At 53.7% G+C, this 19,054-nt stretch carries 16 protein-coding genes and 1 other RNA gene; 11 read left to right on the top strand and 6 right to left on the bottom strand.

Features of this window, described 5'->3' with window-relative positions:
• Nucleotides 1–97: 97 nt before the first annotated feature.
• The 4 genes from HZS79_RS12940 to smpB form a co-directional block, all read right to left on the bottom strand.
• On the bottom strand, nucleotides 98–994 hold the full coding sequence (locus HZS79_RS12940) for a bile acid:sodium symporter family protein (protein ID WP_162218768.1): 897 nt from the start codon (nucleotides 992–994) through the stop codon (nucleotides 98–100).
• A gap of 26 nt (nucleotides 995–1,020) precedes the next feature.
• Nucleotides 1,021–2,781 (bottom strand): AMP-binding protein, encoded by a 1,761-nt coding sequence (locus HZS79_RS12935; protein WP_179928087.1) that lies wholly within the window; start codon nucleotides 2,779–2,781, stop codon nucleotides 1,021–1,023.
• Between the two features lie 380 nt (nucleotides 2,782–3,161).
• Nucleotides 3,162–3,539, bottom strand: a transfer-messenger RNA (tmRNA) gene (gene ssrA, locus HZS79_RS12930).
• 45 nt (nucleotides 3,540–3,584) lie between these two features.
• On the bottom strand, nucleotides 3,585–4,076 hold the full coding sequence (gene smpB, locus HZS79_RS12925) for an SsrA-binding protein SmpB (protein WP_162218784.1): 492 nt from the start codon (nucleotides 4,074–4,076) through the stop codon (nucleotides 3,585–3,587).
• A 126-nt stretch (nucleotides 4,077–4,202) separates the two neighbouring features.
• Here smpB and HZS79_RS12920 point away from each other — a divergent pair, with 126 nt between their 5' ends.
• Both HZS79_RS12920 and HZS79_RS12915 read left to right on the top strand, forming a co-directional pair.
• The gene (locus tag HZS79_RS12920; protein ID WP_162218785.1) at nucleotides 4,203–4,637 is read left to right on the top strand and encodes a type II toxin-antitoxin system RatA family toxin; all 435 of its coding nucleotides are present in this window, start codon (nucleotides 4,203–4,205) and stop codon (nucleotides 4,635–4,637) included.
• Complete coding sequence (locus HZS79_RS12915; RefSeq protein WP_162218786.1) at nucleotides 4,627–4,935, top strand: RnfH family protein; 309 nt, start codon at nucleotides 4,627–4,629, stop codon at nucleotides 4,933–4,935. The genes HZS79_RS12920 and HZS79_RS12915 overlap by 11 nt, the downstream gene beginning before the upstream one ends.
• Nucleotides 4,936–4,940: 5 nt before the next feature.
• On the opposite strand, the gene HZS79_RS12910 is transcribed toward HZS79_RS12915, so the two are convergent.
• Entirely contained in the window at nucleotides 4,941–5,534 is a 594-nt protein-coding gene (locus HZS79_RS12910; protein ID WP_371829573.1) for an outer membrane protein assembly factor BamE, read from the bottom strand.
• Nucleotides 5,535–5,567: 33 nt separating this feature from the next.
• Between HZS79_RS12910 and fur the strand changes: the two genes are divergently transcribed.
• Nucleotides 5,568–6,020: a ferric iron uptake transcriptional regulator gene (gene fur / locus HZS79_RS12905; protein WP_162218787.1), complete on the top strand. Its 453-nt coding sequence runs from the start codon at nucleotides 5,568–5,570 to the stop codon at nucleotides 6,018–6,020.
• Between the two features lie 104 nt (nucleotides 6,021–6,124).
• Here the strand turns inward: fur and recN are convergent, their stop codons facing one another.
• Entirely contained in the window at nucleotides 6,125–7,798 is a 1,674-nt protein-coding gene (gene recN, locus HZS79_RS12900; RefSeq protein ID WP_179928086.1) for a DNA repair protein RecN, read from the bottom strand.
• Between the two features lie 199 nt (nucleotides 7,799–7,997).
• Here recN and grpE point away from each other — a divergent pair, with 199 nt between their 5' ends.
• The 8 genes from grpE to greA all read left to right on the top strand — a co-directional run bounded on the left by grpE (nucleotide 7,998) and on the right by greA (nucleotide 18,950).
• A complete protein-coding gene (gene grpE / locus HZS79_RS12895) occupies nucleotides 7,998–8,627 on the top strand; it encodes a nucleotide exchange factor GrpE (protein WP_162218789.1) in 630 nt (209 codons plus the stop codon).
• 215 nt (nucleotides 8,628–8,842) lie between these two features.
• Entirely contained in the window at nucleotides 8,843–10,777 is a 1,935-nt protein-coding gene (dnaK, locus tag HZS79_RS12890) for a molecular chaperone DnaK (protein WP_162218790.1), read from the top strand.
• Nucleotides 10,778–10,889: 112 nt separating this feature from the next.
• Nucleotides 10,890–12,044, top strand: coding sequence for a molecular chaperone DnaJ (gene dnaJ / locus HZS79_RS12885; RefSeq protein WP_162218791.1), 1,155 nt, complete (start codon nucleotides 10,890–10,892; stop codon nucleotides 12,042–12,044).
• A 386-nt stretch (nucleotides 12,045–12,430) separates the two neighbouring features.
• Entirely contained in the window at nucleotides 12,431–12,712 is a 282-nt protein-coding gene (locus HZS79_RS12880; RefSeq protein ID WP_179928085.1) for a DUF2218 domain-containing protein, read from the top strand.
• Between the two features lie 130 nt (nucleotides 12,713–12,842).
• Nucleotides 12,843–13,649, top strand: a complete 807-nt coding sequence (gene dapB / locus HZS79_RS12875) for a 4-hydroxy-tetrahydrodipicolinate reductase (protein WP_162218793.1) — start codon at nucleotides 12,843–12,845, stop codon at nucleotides 13,647–13,649.
• 380 nt (nucleotides 13,650–14,029) lie between these two features.
• Nucleotides 14,030–15,175: a glutamine-hydrolyzing carbamoyl-phosphate synthase small subunit gene (gene carA / locus HZS79_RS12870; RefSeq protein WP_179928172.1), complete on the top strand. Its 1,146-nt coding sequence runs from the start codon at nucleotides 14,030–14,032 to the stop codon at nucleotides 15,173–15,175.
• A 71-nt stretch (nucleotides 15,176–15,246) separates the two neighbouring features.
• Nucleotides 15,247–18,477, top strand: coding sequence for a carbamoyl-phosphate synthase large subunit (gene carB, locus HZS79_RS12865; RefSeq protein WP_162218795.1), 3,231 nt, complete (start codon nucleotides 15,247–15,249; stop codon nucleotides 18,475–18,477).
• Nucleotides 18,474–18,950 carry a transcription elongation factor GreA gene (greA, locus tag HZS79_RS12860; RefSeq protein ID WP_009723748.1) on the top strand — a complete coding sequence of 159 codons (477 nt, stop codon included), beginning with the start codon at nucleotides 18,474–18,476 and terminating at the stop codon, nucleotides 18,948–18,950. The genes carB and greA overlap by 4 nt, the downstream gene beginning before the upstream one ends.
• Nucleotides 18,951–19,054: the final 104 nt, after the last annotated feature.

Genomic DNA, 19,054 nt, shown 5'->3' with positions numbered 1-19,054 from the left:
TCTTAATGGGGCTCCGTTCGTTACAAGCTTAAAATAGTCAGTGGTTATCGAAAACAGCGGAGCTGGCGTCAGCTCCGCTTGCAACCGAAATGTTCGTTTACGATGGTTCGACCTTTGCTTGGTCGCGGGCCAACTCTTCCTGCTTGGTCCACTTACGATAAAGTACCGTGACCCAGGTAGAATTCAGCACGATAAACAAGGAGTACATGACGGGAATCAGTAGAATCAACTGCTGTGTTTCGCCGCTAAAGGTCATGATGACAATTAACGCGGCCAGAGGACCGTTTTGGATACCAGTTTCAAGAGACACTGTCCGTGCTTTCTGTGGGTTCAACTTAAGAATGCGCGAGAACAAGTAGCCAAATAAGAAGCCAACCAGTCCCAGTAGGATAACCGCGGCATACACTTGCCAGCTGGTTTCCATCAGTAGGCGCCAGTTACGCGGTGCCCATGTAACGACCAGGAACACAATCACTACGGCGCCGAGTACTCCTCCCATCAACTCGATCACTGCGCCAATATTGGCGTTTTTACGCCGTAACCACATGCCCAGTAGCGTCGGGATTAACAATACAAATAACAAGCGTGCAATCTGATCTGGTGGAATACGGAAGGCATCATCAATACCTTGGGTGTAAAACTCCATCCACAACGGCACCAGTATAAAGCCTGCCAGTGTTGAGCAGATGGTCATCATGATGCTGAGACTGAGCAAGCTCCGGGAAAAATACGCAAAAATGTTGGATGTTGTGCCGCCGGGCATACAGCCCATTAATACTAAGCCGACCGTTTGCTCAACCGTTAGATTGAGTAGGCGCGCTAAGGCAAAGGCAATAAATGGCATCAGCAAGTATTGTGATGAAAAGCCAACGCCGATGGCCTGGGGGTGGCGCATGGAGAGCTTGAAGTCCTTAAAGGTCAGCGAGGCTCCCATGCCGAACATAATGATCACCATCATGATCGACAATAAACTTTCTTCCAATGGACTTAACATAGTGCTTTAACTCCGTGGCCAAGTACTTATTGTTGTTTAGCCGCTGCTTGATTGCTCAGCACGGTGGCGCGAACTTCTTTACGCAACACCTTCCCGACCGGGGTTTTCGGTAACTCATCCCAGAACACCACCTTCTTTGGCGCCTTGTAGGATGCCAGCTCTGTTTTACAGTGCTGAATGATATCTTGTGCGGTTAGCCCCTGTTCGCGCAGGACAACATAGGCATGCACCGCCTCGCCCGTTTGCTCGTCTGGTACGCCGATAACCGCAGACTCTTGTACTTGCGGCAAGCGCGCAATGCTGTCTTCTACTTCGTTCGGATAGACGTTAAAACCGCTGACCAAAATCATGTCTTTCTTGCGGTCTACAATATGGAAATGCCCATCTTCCGACATGGTTCCGATATCGCCGGTGTACAACCAGCCGTCTTTCAAAGCCTTCGCCGTCTCTTCAGAGTTATTCCAATAACCTTTCATGATTTGCGGGCCGCGTGCGATGATCTCCCCAGGCTCACCCAGTGGTACCGTTACGCCCTGTTCATCGACGATGCGCACCTCCGTAGACGGCGCAGGAATGCCGATGCTATTAGCTCGCTCATGTCCAATTGGGTTAAAGCAGATGACCGGCGAGCTTTCGGTCAGGCCGTAGCCTTCCGCAATCGGCGAGCCGACCACGCTGCGCCAGCGATCTGCTACTGACTTGTGCAGGGCGGTGCCGCCAGCCATAGCCACTTTCATGCTCTTTGGCGGGTACACCGTAAACCACTCTTCGTTCAGCAAGGCATTGAACAGCGTGTTAACACCCGATATCCAGGAGATCGGGTAGTTATCAAAAGCCCGTTGGCAGTTTTGAATAGGTCGGGGGCTTGGCACCAGAACGTTGTGCGCCCCTTTGTTATAAAACGCTAACAAATTCACTGTGAACGCGAATATGTGATAGATCGGTAGCGCGGTGAGAACGCACTCTTTACCGGTCTCTATATGACTACCGACAACTGAGTCAACCTGCTCCAGGTTGCTTAGCAGGTTGCCGTGGATCAGCTCAGCCCCTTTACTTACGCCGGTGGTGCCTCCCGTATATTGCAACAGGGCGGTGTCTTCACGTGTGAGATCCTGCCAGTAACTCGCCACATCAATCCCCTGTTCGGCCTGGATGGTTTTGCCGGTTTGAATGGCGTGACTGAGTAGGGTGGCATTAAGTGAGTGTTTGGGAATGGCTTTATTCCAGTACGTCAGCACCGCATTCAATACGCTGCGAACCACCGGCGAAAACCACTGGGAGACGGAGGTTATTACGACGTGCTTGATTGGCGTGTTGTGCAGAATATCTTCCAGCTTATCGGCAAACATATCCATGATCACCAGCGCTTGTGCGCCCGCGTCATTGAACTGATGCTCCATTTCTCGGCGAGTGTACAGTGGGTTCACATTGACCAGCACACAGCCCGCTTTCAGGATGCCAAAAATTGCCACCGGCAGGGCCAGACAGTTCGGCATTTGCACTGCCACTCGGGTGCCTTTTTTAAGGCTCAACGTTTCGCGCAGGTAAATCGCAAACGCATCGGACAGCTCATCTGCTTGCTGGTAAGTGAGCTGACCGTTCATGCCGTTTGGCATGCAGGTCGTAAAGGCAGTGTTGGGTCCAAAATTGTTCGCCGCCGCCACTAGCATTGCGGGGATACTGGGGAAACGGTGTTCCTGCGCTTGGGCTGAGCCTTTTATGGCGTTTTGTGCCGTGTCATAAAATTGTGTCCACGGCGCACTGTCATAAAGATGATCATTCGACATGCACGTTCTCTCAAGTAAAGTCCCTTTCGAAGAAAGTTACCGTTGTTGTTATAAGTGTCTAACTTGAAGATGGTTAAGAGGTGGCTAGCAGCGAAGCTATGGCTCTTTTATTCAGACAACCCCTTTAATTGAGTTTATCGGAGTTTTCTACCCATCACTGCTATGAATTTACGCGGGATTTAAACGAGCCTTGTACGGTGTTTTGGGAAATCAGCCGATACTCGATGAGCGGAACCTCACCGGTGATTATGTTGTGGGATTGAATAGGGCAAGCACTCGCCGCCGATGAATGTAGGGTGGCGAGCACGGTTTCCTTTGCCGGGTACTCAGGTGAAGAAAACAAAAAAAGCACCCGTAGGTGCTTGATTTGTATAGTAAGGTGGTGGAGGCGGCGGGAATTGAACCCGCGTCCGCCAGCACTCGCCTATTGGCTCTACATGCTTAGATTTCGTCATTTGCTTTAATGTGACTGACTCCGACGATCAGGATTCAGCCACACGAGCCTTCTAAAGTTTAACGGTTGATGAGAAGACACCAACAACCGCGGTCCTATCAGCTTTAGCTCGTATCCCCTTAGCGATGAATAGGCACATCACCTTGGGGCCAGACAAGAAGCTAACAGTTTAAGCTGCTAGCGCGCCTTGAGCGTAGTTTTCGTCATTTGCGACTATTTTTCGTGATGTGGGATTTACGAGATACATCACGCTCTCGGCATGCACCGCAAGGGTTGTCACCGGCGTCGAAACCATGTCGCCCCCTTATTACAGGTGAGTATTCTAACGTGCTCACACTCCAATGACCAGCTATGCCTTGTTATGTTCCCGCATAATCCGGCCTTTTTGACGGCTCCAGTCGCGATCTTTTTCGGTGGCGCGTTTATCGTGCAGCTGCTTACCGGTCACCAGTGCGAGTTCACACTTCACTTTGTTGCGTTTCCAGTAGAGCTTAAGGGGCACGCAGGTATGCCCTTTGTCTTGAGTGATCGAAAAGATTTTGGCGATCTCTTTACGATGCAATAGCAGCTTACGAGTGCGCGTAGGGTCGGCGATCTCGTGGGTGCTTGCCGTGTTCAGGGGCATGATATGGCTGCCCAGTAAGAAAGCCTCGCCGTGGCGAACCAAAATATAGGTGTCGGTGAGCTGCGCTTTACCAGCGCGTAGACTTTTTACTTCCCAGCCAGCGAGTACCAGGCCTGCCTCGAAGGTTTCGTTAATATGGTACTCAAATCGAGCCTTCTTGTTTTGGGCAATAACGCTGCTGCTGGAGCCCTTACTGTTACCTTTCTTAGTGGCCATGGAACCTCATCATTGATCTGTCAGTAGCACCCCCTTCGTTATGTGGGGAGGCGTGATACCATTCAAGGTCTACAAAAATGTTTCCCATGATACGCTTTGGGCACTGTGAAGTCAGCGGAGAGGTCAATGCCAACCGTTAATCGTACCGCCTTGGTGCGGCACACCCCCCAACAAATGTTCGATTTGGTCAACGACTTCGAACGCTATCCCGAGTTCTTGCCAGGGTGTCGCCGAGCGAGTTTGTTACAGCGCGATGACGAACACCTGATTGGCGAGATGACCCTTGGGCGTGCGGGCGTCGAGCAAACCATCACCACTCGTAACGACTTGTACGCACCGGAACGGATTGAGCTTTCGCTAGTGAAAGGTCCGTTTAAACAGCTGAAAGGGCGCTGGCTGTTTATTCCTATGGGAGAAGATGCTTGCAAAGTAAGCTTGGAAATGGAGTTCGTGTTCGCCAACCGATTGCTCGGTATGGCCTTTGGTAAACTATTCCAGCAAATTGCAGGGCAGCTTGTCGATGCCTTCACGAAGCGCGCCAACGAACTATATGGCCGCTGATGCGTTTACTGTCGAGGTGGCTTTTGCACTTCCTCATAAACAGCGATTGGTAGCCGTTGAGGTGCATAAAGACACCACTGCGCGTCAGGCGGTCGCGTTGGCGAACCTTTCGAGCCTGTTTCCCGAAATACCCAGTACTACGTTTGAGCAGGCACCGCTGGGTATTTTTGGCAAGGCGTTACGCCATCCGGAAAGCACAACGCTGCGAGCTGGCGATCGCATCGAAGTGTATCGTCCGCTGCAAATCGATCCAAAAGCCGCTCGCCTGGAGCGTGCCAAGCGCCAGGCAAGCGGTTAATCGCCTTAGTCGGTCATGATGACTGACTGGCTTTCTTGGGCATTGTCTGACGTAGGTGCTGTTTGAGCAGGTGCGCCGCCCGTTGGTGCCTGCTGGGCAGGCGCGCCTCCCACCGGTGCTTGCTGAGTTGGGGTGCCTGGTGATTGCTGTGTGGGCGTTGGCATCGCATCTAGCGGATCAGCGCCTTCGACTGCTGGGCCTGGGCCGCTCTCGGTGCTGACGGGTAGGTCGCCGGATAAATCGCCTTCTTGTGCAACGTTGATCAAACGCCCCATGTCGTCAAAGGTCAACGTCACTCGCCGCTGCTCGACACCCGCATAGGCTTTGTCGAGACGGTAGACGTAGTCCCACTGGCGTGTGTCGAAAGGTGCCTCGAGCAGTGGGCGTCCCATCACATAAGTGACTTGCTGCTGCGTCATTCCGGGCTGTAACTGGCTGACCATATCCTGGGTCACCAGGTTGCCCTGGGGGATGTCGCGCTTGTAAACGCCAACGTAACTACAGCCACTAACAACGGTCAGGGCAACGGAAAGAGTAATGATACGAGTCAATTTTTGCATTTGAGCCTGTTCTTCACTATCGTGGTTTCGGTCGATCATACCCGACCTAACCTGTTACTGCGAAGAGCAACCATGGCCGATCAGAACCATGAACTACGCAAAGCCGGGCTGAAAGTGACCCTGCCGCGCGTCAAGATCCTGCAGATTCTCGAAAATGCTTCGGGTCAACACCACCTTAGCGCAGAAGAAGTGTATAAAACACTGATTGATGCGGGCGAGGATGTTGGCTTGGCTACCGTTTACCGCGTGCTGACTCAGTTTGAATCAGCAGGCTTGGTGATCCGTCATAATTTTGATGGTGGCCACGCGGTATTCGAGATGACTCAAGAAGAACACCATGACCATATGGTGTGTTTGGAGAGCGGTGAAATCATCGAGTTTGTTGATGACATCATCGAGCGTCGCCAGCAAGAGATTGCTGAAGAGCACGGCTACGAGCTAGTGGACCATGCCTTGGTGCTTTACGTACGCCCCCGTGGGTCGGATGTAACGCGCCAGGATAGTGGCCCCACAAATAAGAAATAGTCTGTCGCGCTCTACAAAACACCCCCTGAGTACGAGTGAATGTTCACTGGTGCTCAGGGGGTGTTTTGCTTAAGGATGTTGCTAAATGGGTGCTTTTTGGCAGCTCAGTGTGGTGGGCGCTGACTGGCGTGCAGCATTTCGCGGGCGTGGGCGAGTGTTTGGTCTGAGAGCGTCACGCCACCAAGCATGCGGGCGAGTTCGCTAATGCGCCCCTGTTCATCCAGCAGTGCCATATGGGTAAGTGTGCTATCTCGTTTGGCGCGTTTTTCGATATGCAGGTGTTGGTGCGCCTGGGCGGCGACCTGGGGGAGGTGAGTGACCGTCATTACCTGACCGTTTTCACCGAGCTTACGCAGCAGTTGGCCAACGATTTCGGCTGTTGCTCCCGAGATACCCACATCGACTTCATCGAATACCAGGCTTGGAATCGTTGAGTGTGAGGCCGCGACGACTTGTATGGCGAGACTGATGCGCGACAGTTCGCCACCCGATGCAACTTTGGTGAGCGGTCTAGCGGGCTGGCCGGGGTTGGCGCTAATCAGAAATTGGACGTGGTCCAGGCCTTCCGCTGTAGGTGTCTCACGAGGCGTGACCGCGACCTCAAAGCGAGCTTTTCCCATCGCTAGGAACGCCAACTGTTGTTGTACATCTTTACCCAAGCGTGCTGCGGCTTTTTGTCGCGCCTCGCTTAGTTGCTTAGCATCACTGCGGTAGCGTTCGCGGCAGTCGACGACTTGGTTGCTTAATGATTCCAAATCGTCGTCGCTGGCTTCCAGCTGAGCTACTTCCTGGCTTAGCTGGGCGTGGAGTGCGCAAATCTCTTCCGGGGCAACGTGGTGCTTGCGGGCAATACGGTGGACATCGCCCAGCCGTTCTTCCACCCAAGCCAAGCGTTCAGGATCAAGTTCGGTAGTGCTGGCAAGGCGACTAAGCTCGCTGGAGGCTTCCTCTACTTGAATGCGCGCATCGCTAAGCATGGCCAAGGTATTGGCTAACGTGCCTTTATCGCTGCCAGGCAGGGCGCTTAAATGGGTATAGGCTTGGTTTAGCAGCGACAGAGCGCCACCTTCATCGCTCGCGCAGCAGTCGGCGGCAAACTGGGTTTCACGCAGCGTCTCTTCCGCATGGGCGAGGGTATGCTGCTCTTCTTCTAGCGTTTGCAGCTCACCCTCTGCCAATCCCAGTTGATCTAATTCTTCTACTTGGTAGCGCAGCAGTTGCCGCTTTGCCTCAACTTCACTGCCTTCTTCGCTGAGTTTTTTTAATCGCCGCCGGGCGCTGCGCCACTCGCGGAAGGTTTCGGCCAACTGCTGGCTACGCTCACGTAGCCCGGCATAATCATCTAGCAGGGCGAGGTGGGTTTCTTCACGCATGAGTGCCTGATGAGCATGCTGTCCATGGATTTGAATCAGCTGTTCGCCGAGCGATTTTAGGTCAGCGATGGTGGCAGGGTGGCCATTGATCCAGGCTTTAGAGCGACCGCTAGCGGTGACTACTCGACGCAGTAAGCACTCTTCCGCAGGTAGCTCGCGGGCAGTAAGCCACTCAGCAGCGGCGGGCAAGCGTTGAATGTCAAAGCGGGCGGAAAGGTCAGTGCGTTCACAACCGTGGCGCACGCTGCCTGCATCGGCGCGTTCACCCAGGCATAAGCCAAGGGCGCCGAGCAAAATCGATTTGCCAGCCCCAGTTTCCCCGGTAATAGCAGTCATTCCGTGAGTTAAGTCGAGCTCAAGGCGGTCAACGATAGCGTAGTCTTGGATCGCTAGCTGCGTAAGCATAGGGCCTCCTGAGGCGGTGCGGCACAGAAGCTGGATACTTGTCCAATGGTTGTTGTTTTATACAGTAGTCGATAACTCACTTCAATGCCCCTCTTGAGATGGCTTTTATGACCCCCATATAGCGTTCATACGTGGTTAATACTCTCTACTTAACCAAGGTGGATGTTGACGCCACCGTTGCATATTTCAGGAGCAAAGCATGGCAAAAGAGTCGCAAACCCCATTGGAAGACGAGCTGGCCCGCCAAGAGCAAGAGGCAGAAGTCTCCGAGCAGTCCGCTGAAGAGCGCTTGGTAGAAGATGAGCTAGACGGGTTGATTAACGATGAAGCGGTACTAGAAGGCAGCGTAGGTAATCCTGAAGCCGATATGCTAGCCGCCCAGGTAGAAGAGCTTGAACAGAGCTTGGCGGAAGCTAAAGATCAAGCGCTGCGGGCTGCGGCCGAAGCACAGAATGTGCGCCGCCGGGCCGAACAAGAGGCTGAAAAAGCGCGTAAGTTTGCCTTAGAGAAATTTGTTAAAGATCTACTGCCCGTGGTTGATAGCTTGGAAAAAGCGCTTGAGAGCATGCAGGAAGGCGCATCTGACGCCCACCGTGAAGGCGTCTCCATGACCTTGAAAATGCAGTTGGACGCACTCACTAAGTCTGGCGTTGAAAGCATTGAGCCCCAGGGCGAGCCTTTTGACCCTCAAGTTCATGAAGCAATGGCCATGGTGCCGAACCCCGAGCTTGAACCCAATACCGTCATGGAAGTGATGCAGAAGGGGTACTTGTTGAACGGCCGCCTTGTTCGCCCGGCGATGGTTATCGTCAGTCAAAAAGCGAATTAACAAAAAGGTAGGCTTAGAGCAGAAAAAAACCTTGAAATGCTGCAAGCGGCCCCCAGATAAAGGGCAACCCGCGGATAACTCCGCAGCATTTCTAAAAACTACTTTTCTGAAGGCGGTCTTTTCAAAAGATGACGCTTCTAAGAATTAGTTTTTAAGAATTAGTTTTAAAAAATTACATTTTTAGTTTAGTAACAACCGAATTCGAGGTTCTCGCTATGGGACGCATTATTGGTATCGATCTGGGCACCACCAACTCTTGTGTGGCCGTGCTCGATGGTGACAGCGCTAAAGTCATTGAAAACGCTGAAGGTGGCCGCACCACGCCTTCTATCATCGCCTACACAGACGATGGTGAAACACTGGTTGGTCAGGCGGCTAAGCGCCAGGCGGTGACTAACCCTGAAAACACGCTTTACGCAATCAAGCGCCTGATCGGCCGTCGCTTCAAAGACGACGTTGTACAAAAAGACATCAAAATGGTGCCGTACAAAATCGCCGCAGCCGACAACGGTGATGCTTGGGTGGAAGTAAAAGGCAAAAAAATGGCACCACCGCAGGTCAGCGCGGAAGTGCTAAAGAAAATGAAGAAAACCGCCGAAGACTATCTTGGCGAAGCAGTAACAGAAGCGGTTATCACTGTACCTGCCTACTTCAACGATAGTCAGCGTCAGGCCACCAAAGATGCGGGTCGTATTGCCGGCTTGGATGTTAAGCGCATCATTAACGAGCCAACCGCAGCGGCGCTTGCTTACGGTATGGACAAATCCCGTGGTGACAAAACCATTGCGGTATACGACTTGGGTGGCGGTACTTTCGATATTTCTATCATCGAAGTAGCCGACGTTGACGGCGAAACCCAGTTTGAAGTGTTGGCCACTAACGGTGACACCTTCTTGGGCGGTGAAGACTTCGACCTGGCGTTGATTAACTACTTAGTTGACCAGTTCAAAACCGATAGCGGAATTGACCTGTCTGGCGACAACCTCGCGATGCAGCGTCTGAAAGAAGCCGCCGAGAAAGCCAAGATTGAGCTTTCCAGCGCCCAGCAGACCGATGTGAATCTGCCGTACATTACCGCTGACAACACTGGCCCGAAACACCTTAACGTGAAGGTGACGCGTGCTAAGCTGGAGTCGCTAGTTGAAGATCTGGTACAGCGCTCGCTTGAGCCTTGCAAAGTTGCATTGAAAGACGCTGGTTTGTCTGCGTCTGAAATCGACGAAGTGATTCTGGTCGGTGGTCAGACACGTATGCCAATGGTGCAGAAGAAAGCGGCTGACTTCTTCGGCAAAGAAGCACGTAAAGATGTAAACCCTGATGAAGCGGTTGCTGTTGGTGCGGCGATTCAGGGCGGTGTTCTCGGCGGTGATGTCAAAGATGTGCTGCTGCTGGACGTAACGCCGCTAACTTTAGGTATCGAAACCCTGGGTGGCGTAATGACGCCGCTGATCGACAAAAACACCACCATCCCCACGAAGAAGACGCAAACCTTCTCCACGGCGGATGACAACCAGACGGCGGTGACGATTCACGTCGTGCAGGGTGAGCGTAAACAGGTATCCCAGAATAAGTCGCTTGGACGTTTCGATCTCGCTGATATTCCTACGGCGCCGCGCGGTGTGCCGCAAATCGAAGTGGCCTTCGATCTGGATGCCAACGGCATTTTGAACGTGTCGGCGAAAGACAAAGCCACTGGCAAAGAGCAGTCCATTGTCATTAAAGCGTCCAGCGGTCTTTCTGATGAAGAGATCGAGCAAATGGTACGCGACGCGGAAGCTCACGCTGACGAGGACAAAAAGTTCGAAGCGCTTGTACAGCTGCGTAACCAAGCAGACGGCATGATTCACGCCACGCGCAAAACTGTACAGGAAGCGGGCGATAAAGCGACCGATGACGAGAAACAAGCCATCGAGACTGCTATCAGCGAGCTGGAAGAAGCGGTGAAGACTGACGATCCGGACAACATCCAGCAGAAACTGGATGCGCTGACCGAAGTGTCTGGCCAGTTAGCACAAAAAATGTACGCCGAGCAGGCAGAAGCCGCTCAGCAGGCGGACGGCGAAGGTGCTGAAAATGCCAGCGCCAAGCCGGAGGAAGATGTGGTTGATGCTGAGTACGAAGAAGTCAACGACGACCAGAAAAAGCAATAACCCACCTCTTTCTGCTAAGGAATGCGGTGACGCGGGAGGCAACTCCCGCGTTGCTGTTTCCGTAGCAGAGACGCCTAATTAAGTGCGTAGCTAACCAGGAGGCGTAGGACCCATGTCCAAACGCGATTATTACGAAGTCCTGGGTGTCGAAAAAGGGGCCGATCAGAAAGAGATCAAAAAGGCCTACCGCCGCTTGGCGCAAAAATTCCACCCTGATCGAAACCCGGACGATAACACTGCAGCGGAGAAATTCCGCGAGGTGTCTGAAGCGTACGAAGTCTTAAGCGATGGCGAAAAACGCGCAGCGTATGACCAGTTTGGTCATGCCGGTGTTGACGGTCAGGGCGGTGGCTTTGGCGGCGGTGGTTTCGGCGGCGGTGGCGCTGGTGACTTTAGCGACATCTTCGGCGATGTGTTTGGCGACATTTTCGGTGGCGGCGGTGGCCGTCGTCGTGGCCCTAATGCCCCCGCTCGTGGCTCTGATCTGCGCTACAACCTAGAGCTTGATCTGGAAAGTGCCGTTGCGGGCACTACCGTAGATATTCGCGTGCCTCGTCACATTGAGTGTGACCGCTGCGATGGTGAAGGCGCCGAGCCAGGCACCAGTAAAGTGACGTGTCCCACCTGTCATGGTCACGGTCAGGTGCGTATGCAGCAGGGCTTCTTTGCTGTGCAGCAGACCTGTCCGACCTGTCATGGCACCGGTGTGCAGATTAAAGTGCCGTGCCACAAATGTAATGGCGAAGGTCGCGTGCGGGAAACGCGTACGCTTTCTGTGAAGATTCCGCCGGGTGTTGATACAGGTGACCGGATTCGCCTGAATGGCGAAGGCGAAAGTGGTATTAATGGTGGTCCGCCTGGTGACTTGTACGTCCAAGTGTCTATCAAGCCGCACCACATCTTCCAGCGCGAAGGCAAGCACTTGCAGTGTGACGTGCCAATCAACTTTGTTGATGCTGCCCTGGGTGGCGAGTTGGAAGTACCCACGCTTGATGGTCGCGTGAAGCTAAAGATTCCGCCGGAAACCCAAACCGGCAAGCTTTTCAGGCTACGCGGCAAAGGCGTGAAGCCGGTACGCGGCGGCGCAGCGGGTGACCTGTTGTGTAAGGTGGTACTGGAAACGCCGGTCAACCTTAACGACGAGCAGAAAGACCTACTACGCCAGCTGCAAAAAAGCTTCGATGGTAGTAACAGCCATAGTCACTCGCCGAAGAAGACAGGGTTCTTCGACAGCGTGAAGAAGTTTTTTGAAGAGATGAAGCCGTAACGGCGATTTTCTTCGCGTCACATCAGCGCCCCAGCACCTTCAAGTGCTGGGGCGTTTTTGTAGGTTACGTATTGCCAAAGCACTGAGTTGCTTGGTGTAAAATAGCTAGCGTGATGGGCCTATCGTTTGCTGGCTATTCGATACCCTTTTAAAAAGTGGATTATTTGCACGCAAGGACGAGGGCAAATGCTAGCGGATGAGGCATCTCGCCCTGGGTGGGGCATTGGGCTACGGGGTCTTTCCGGCGTGTGGTTCAGGGTTGCAAGTGGGCGTTTCGATGAACAGAAACATGTTGTTGCAAGGAATTCTTATTTCTTACTTTGCGGTTTCTATTGTGAGAATTACGCTAGTAAGAGCTAACTTGCTAACTTTATGGAGAAAACACGATGCCTTTATCCCGTGCCGAAATCGTAACGCCTTCTGGCGAGCGCTTGATCAATCGCTTGTGCAAGCACTGGGCGCATAAGCTTGAGGTCGAGCATAACGAGCAGGATGCCAAAATTGTATTTACCAACGGCACCTGCCTAATGCATGTCGAAGCGGGACGATTGTTGGTGTCCATCGAAACGCTTGAAGAGGAACACCTAGACCAATTGGAGGGCGTGGTGGAAAGTCACCTCGTGCGTATGGCCAAAGACGAGCCGCTAGAAATCGTTTGGGAAAACTAATTGGGATGGTACGCGCGGCTACCTTTAGCCCCGCATCACTAAGGGGGGTCTGTTATAATCGCGGTCACTTTTTATCCTTGGTTTTTTTAAATCACGTTTGATGCCGAACGACGCACGCGCAGGAGTTTTCATGACCCGAATTGCCATTGTAGGCGTAGCTGGCCGTATGGGCCGCACATTAGTAAATGCGGTAGATCAGCAGGCGGATGCCTCGCTAGCAGGCGGTATTGTTGAGCCGGGTAGTTCTTTGGCAGGTACTGATATCGGTGAGCTGGCAGGTGTTGGCAAGCGTGGTGTAGTGGCGGTAGATTCTCTCGACGAGATTGTGGGCGACTTCGACGTGTTGATCGATTTCACCGCGCCGCAGGTAACCTTGGCAAATTTGGCGTTCTGCGCCGAGCACGGCAAGCGCATTGTGATTGGCACCACAGGGATGAGCGATGACGAATTGGCCGAGCTGGATAGTTACCGCGATAAAGTCGCTATGGTGTTCGCGCCCAACATGAGCGTCGGCGTTAACCTTACCCTCAAGTTACTTGAGACGGCTGCAAAAGCCCTCGGCGATGAAGGCTACGATATTGAAGTCATCGAAGCGCACCATCGTCATAAAGTGGATGCGCCTTCCGGCACGGCGATAAAGATGGGTGAAGTGGTCGCAGAGAGCATCGGCCGCACGCTAAAAGAGCATGGCGTCTATGAACGGGTAGGTCAGTGTGGTCCGCGCACCGACAAAGAGATCGGCTTTGCCACCGTGCGCGCTGGCGACATTGTTGGCGAACACACAGTGATGTTTGCCACCGAAGGCGAGCGTATCGAAATTACCCATAAAGCCTCCAGCCGTATGACCTTTGCTAAAGGCGCGGTTCGCGCTGCACGCTGGGTCGCTGGCAAAGCGCATGGCCGTTACGATATGCAGGATGTGTTAGAGCTAAGCTGACTCGCAGCCAGGGCTATCCCTGGCACTTTCTTGGCAACAAAGGCCTAGCCTAAGGTCGATAAATCCTGTAACATTCCAAAAATTTTGGCCCAGTGGCTGCAAAAAAGCAGCAAAATATCTGCAGCGAACGAATCTCTGTAGGGTAAGCACCGCGCTTGTTGCACTGGCCTTAGGTAAGAGAATAGTCAGCTAAACGCTGCACCATGGCCATTAGCCACGGAAGAGAACAACAAGCGGGATGAAACCGGTTTTTTACTATCGGCTTCGTCCCGCTTTTTTACGACCCGACGTTTGCACGCAAACGCCGACAAACCGGATCGCCGAGCCTGCGCCCACAGGCTCCCACCAGCATGGGAGAACTTGTCTTGAATAACCCCGCATTGAGCAAACCCGCGATATTGGCCCTGGAAGATGGCAGTGTGTTTCACGGAACTGCTATTGGCGCGGATGGAGTCACAAGCGGTGAGGTGGTGTTCAATACAGCCATGACCGGCTACCAGGAAATCCTCACTGATCCTTCTTACACCCGCCAAATCGTCACGCTGACCTATCCCCATATCGGCAATACCGGCATTAATTCCGAAGATGTGGAGTCCGCGTCTATTGCGGCAGCGGGCTTGGTAATTCGTGATCTCCCTTTGTTGGCCAGCAGTTTCCGCTCTGAGCAAACACTCTCTGATTATCTGAAAAGCCAAAATGTGCTGGGCATTGCGGATATCGATACTCGCCGTTTAACGCGCATTCTGCGTGATAAAGGGGCGCAAAATGGCGCGATTCTGGCGGGCGCAGAAGCAGAGGGCGATGATGCGGTAGATCGGGCACTGGCGGCGGCGAAGGCGTTTCCTGGATTGAAGGGGATGGATTTGGCCAAGGAAGTCTCGTGCAAAGAGGCTTACGAATGGACGCAAGGCGAGTGGGCCCTGGGCGAGGGTTACGCTGATACTACGAAAGGTGAGCGTCCTTACCACGTGGTGGCGTACGACTTCGGTGTGAAATTTAACATCTTGCGTATGCTGGCCGCGCGCGGCTGCCGGTTGACGGTTGTACCGGCACAAACGCCTGCTGCTGACGTGCTGGCAATGAGCCCGGATGGTGTCTTTTTGGCTAATGGTCCGGGTGACCCCGAGCCTTGTGATTATGCCATTAAGGCGATTCAAGAAGTGCTGGAAACCAACACGCCGGTATTTGGCATTTGCCTTGGTCACCAATTGCTGGCGCTGGCCTCGGGTGCCAAAACTATCAAGATGGGCCACGGCCACCACGGCGCCAACCACCCGGTGCAAGATTTAGCGTCCGGCACGGTAATGATTACCAGCCAAAACCACGGCTTTGCTGCCGATGAGGCGACTCTTCCGGCTAACGTGCGGGCCACGCACCGTTCGCTGTTTGATGGCACGCTCCAAGGGATTGAGCTTACTGACCGCCCGGCGTTTAGCTTCCAGGGGCACCCGGAAGCCAGCCCCGGCCCGCGCGATGTGGCGCCGCTGTTTGATCGCTTTATTGCCATGATGCAGGCACGCCGCTAACGCTGCCCTTAATGGCCGCCATGTAACGCCGTTTTTTGTCGCTCATCGTCACCTATTTTGCGGGAACCGTTATGCCTAAGCGTACCGATATCAACAGCATTCTTATCATTGGCGCTGGCCCGATTGTCATCGGCCAGGCCTGCGAATTTGACTACTCTGGCGCCCAGGCGTGTAAAGCACTGCGCGAGGAGGGTTACCGAGTTATTTTGGTTAACTCCAACCCGGCCACCATCATGACCGACCCAGCCATGGCCGATGCAACGTACATCGAGCCGATTACCTGGCAGGCGGTTGAGAAGATTATTGAGGCCGAGCGCCCGGACGCGATTCTGCCCACCATGGGTGGCCAGACAGCGCTGAACTGTGCGCTTGACCTTGAAAAGCATGGTGTGCTGGAGAAATACAGCGTCGAGATGATTGGTGCCAACGCCGATGCGATTAACATGGCTGAAGATCGCGACCTGTTCGATCAAGCTATGAAGCGTATTGGTTTGGAGTGCCCGAAAGCGAAAGTGGCGCACACCATGGACGAGGCCTGGGAAATTCAGGCTGAATTAGGCTTCCCGACCATTATTCGTCCTTCTTACACCATGGGCGGCTCCGGCGGCGGCGTGGCGTATAACAAAGAAGAGTTCGAGGAGATCTGTACGCGTGGTTTCGAGCTTTCCAACAACCACGAGCTGTTGATTGATGAGTCGCTGCTGGGTTGGAAAGAGTACGAAATGGAAGTGGTGCGGGATAAGAATGACAACTGCATCATTGTCTGTGCGATTGAAAACTTCGATCCGATGGGCGTTCACACCGGTGACTCGATTACCGTCGCGCCAGCGCAAACGCTGACCGACAAAGAGTACCAGATCATGCGTGACGCTAGCCTGGCGGTACTGCGCGAGATTGGTGTAGAAACCGGCGGCTCCAACGTACAGTTTGGTATGGACCCAAAAACTGGTCGCCTAGTGGTCATCGAGATGAACCCGCGGGTATCGCGCTCGTCGGCGCTGGCATCTAAGGCCACTGGCTTCCCGATTGCTAAAATCGCTGCCAAGCTGGCAGTAGGTTATACCCTGGATGAGCTGCAAAACGATATTACCGGTGGCCGCACGCCCGCGTCGTTTGAGCCATCAATCGATTATGTCGTCACTAAGATTCCGCGCTTTACCTTCGAGAAATTCCCCCAGGCAAACGACCGCCTGACCACCCAGATGAAGTCAGTTGGCGAAGTGATGGCGATTGGCCGTACGTTCCAAGAGTCGCTGCAGAAAGCGCTGCGCGGTCTGGAAACCGGTAACGATGGCCTTGATCCGATCATCACCGATTTCACGCCAGACAACATGGCTATCATCCAGGGCGAGCTTCAGGCCGCTGGTGCCGAGCGTATTTTCTATGTGGCTGACGCCATGCGTTCTGGAATGAGTGTTGATGAGGTATTTGCGCTCACTAATATTGACCCTTGGTTCCTGGTGCAGTTGGAAGACCTGGTGCTGACCGAGAATGCCGTCGCCAAGCGCGCCCTGGTTGACCTCTCTGCCCGTGAGCTTTACCTGCTTAAGCGCAAGGGCTTCGGTGATGCACGGTTGGCCAAGCTGTTGGGTGTGTCGGAAAAAGAGTTCCGCAAAACGCGTCAGGCAGCGGGCATTCGTCCGGTTTATAAACGTGTCGACACCTGTGCTGCGGAATTTGCCTCTGATACCGCTTACATGTACTCCACCTATGAAGAGGAGTGCGAGGCGGATGTGTCGGATCGTCAGAAAATTATGGTATTGGGTGGTGGCCCGAACCGTATCGGTCAAGGCATCGAGTTCGATTACTGCTGTGTTCATGCTGCCTTCGCGATGCGCGATGACGGCTATGAAACCATCATGGTCAATTGCAACCCGGAAACCGTTTCTACCGACTACGACACCTCTGATCGTCTCTACTTTGAGCCGGTAACGCTGGAAGATGTGTTGGAAATTGCCGATAAAGAGAAGCCGGTAGGCGTGATTGTGCAGTTCGGTGGTCAAACGCCGTTGAAGCTTGCCCGTGAGCTAGAGGCAGCAGGCGTGCCGATTATTGGTACCACGCCGGACGCCATCGACCGCGCTGAAGACCGCGAGCGCTTCCAGGTGATGATCGACAAGCTAGGCTTGAAGCAGCCGCCCAACGCCACCGCTCGCAGCTTTGAAGAGGCATTTTCCAAGGCAGAGGCCATTGGCTACCCGCTGGTGGTGCGCCCTAGCTACGTACTGGGTGGTCGTGCGATGGAGATTGTTTATGATGCCTCCGAGCTTGAAAACTACATGACCAATGCGGTGAAGGTGTCTAACGACTCCCCCGTCTTGCTTGACCACTTCTTAAGCGCGGCGATCGAGATTGATATCGACGCCGTATCTGACGGTCAGCAGGTGGTGATTGGCGGCATTATGCAGCACGTTGAGCAGGCGGGGGTTCACTCTGGTGATTCCGCCTGTGCGCTGCCACCTTACTCGCTGCCTGCCGATGTGCAGGATGAAATGCGCGAGCAGGTCAAGAAAATGGCCGTCGAGCTTGGTGTTAAAGGTCTGATGAACGTGCAGTTGGCGTGGCAGGATGGCGAGATCTATGTCATCGAGGTTAACCCCCGTGCTTCGCGCACCGTGCCGTTTGTGTCTAAGTGCATCGGCACCTCGTTGGCGCAGATTGCGGCGCGCTGCATGGCGGGTAAAACACTGGCCGAGCAGGGCTTTGAGCGCGAAATTATCCCGCACTTCTATAGCGTCAAAGAGGCGGTGTTCCCGTTCAACAAGTTCCAGGGTGTTGACCCGATTCTGTCGCCGGAGATGAAGTCGACGGGTGAGGTGATGGGCTCTGGAGAGACCTTTGCAGAAGCCTTCTTTAAGGCGCAGTTGGGTGCTGGCGAAGCCATTCCAGCGTTGAGTGGCGACCGTAAAGCGTTCCTTTCTGTGCGTGAGCCTGACAAGCAGGGGATTATCGAAGTGGCACGTTCTCTGCTAACATTGGGCTTCACATTATGTGCAACGCGCGGAACGGCAGCGGCACTTGAAGCTGCTGGACTGGACGTGGAGCACGTCAATAAAGTCTACGAAGGCCGTCCCCATATCGTCGATCTGCTGAAGAACGACGAAATCGCCTACATCGTGAACACAACTGAAGGTCGTCAGGCTATTAACGACTCTTCAATTATTCGCCGTACTGCTCTCGCGCGCAAGGTGCCCTATGCGACCACCTTGGCGGGTGCTAATGCTGTTTGCATGGCGCTTGAGTACGGTAGGGAGATTACGGTGCGGCGCCTTCAGGATCTGCATGCAGGAGCAAGTCAATGAACAAGGTCCCGATGACGGTAGCGGGAGAAAAAAGTCTTCGCGAAGAGCTTAATCACTTGAAGGGCGAAGCCCGTCCTCAAGTCATTGCTGCTATTGCTGAAGCGCGTGAACATGGTGATCTCAAAGAGAACGCCGAGTACCACGCCGCTCGCGAGCAGCAAGGGTTTATTGAAGGCCGTATTCAGGAAATTGAAAGTAAGCTTTCAGGCGCTCAGGTAATTGACGTCACCAAACTGCCCAAAACCGGCAAAGTGATTTTTGGTGTCACCGTGTCGTTGCTAAACCTGGATAGTGACGCCAGCGTTACTTACCGCATCGTTGGTGAAGATGAAGCCAACATCAAAGAGGGGCGTATATCCGTGACCTCTCCCATTGCCCGCGCGATGATTGGTAAAGAAGAGGGCGACGTAGTCGTTGTTAAAACGCCCGGCGGCGATGTTGAGTACGAAATTGAGAGTGTTGAGCATCTCTGATTTATCGCTGTGAAGCGGGGTGTGGGCGTCTTTATCGCGCTCGCACCCTGTTGCCTTAGTTGGCGGCACACTAAAAGGCCCGCGATGTAACCACCGCGGGCCTT

Origin of the sequence: Vreelandella zhaodongensis (assembly GCF_013415115.1) — a bacterium.
In the GTDB taxonomy this organism is placed as follows: domain Bacteria; phylum Pseudomonadota; class Gammaproteobacteria; order Pseudomonadales; family Halomonadaceae; genus Vreelandella; species Vreelandella zhaodongensis.
Note: the sequence above shows the minus strand (reverse complement) of the source record. Positions and strands in the feature narration are given on the sequence as shown.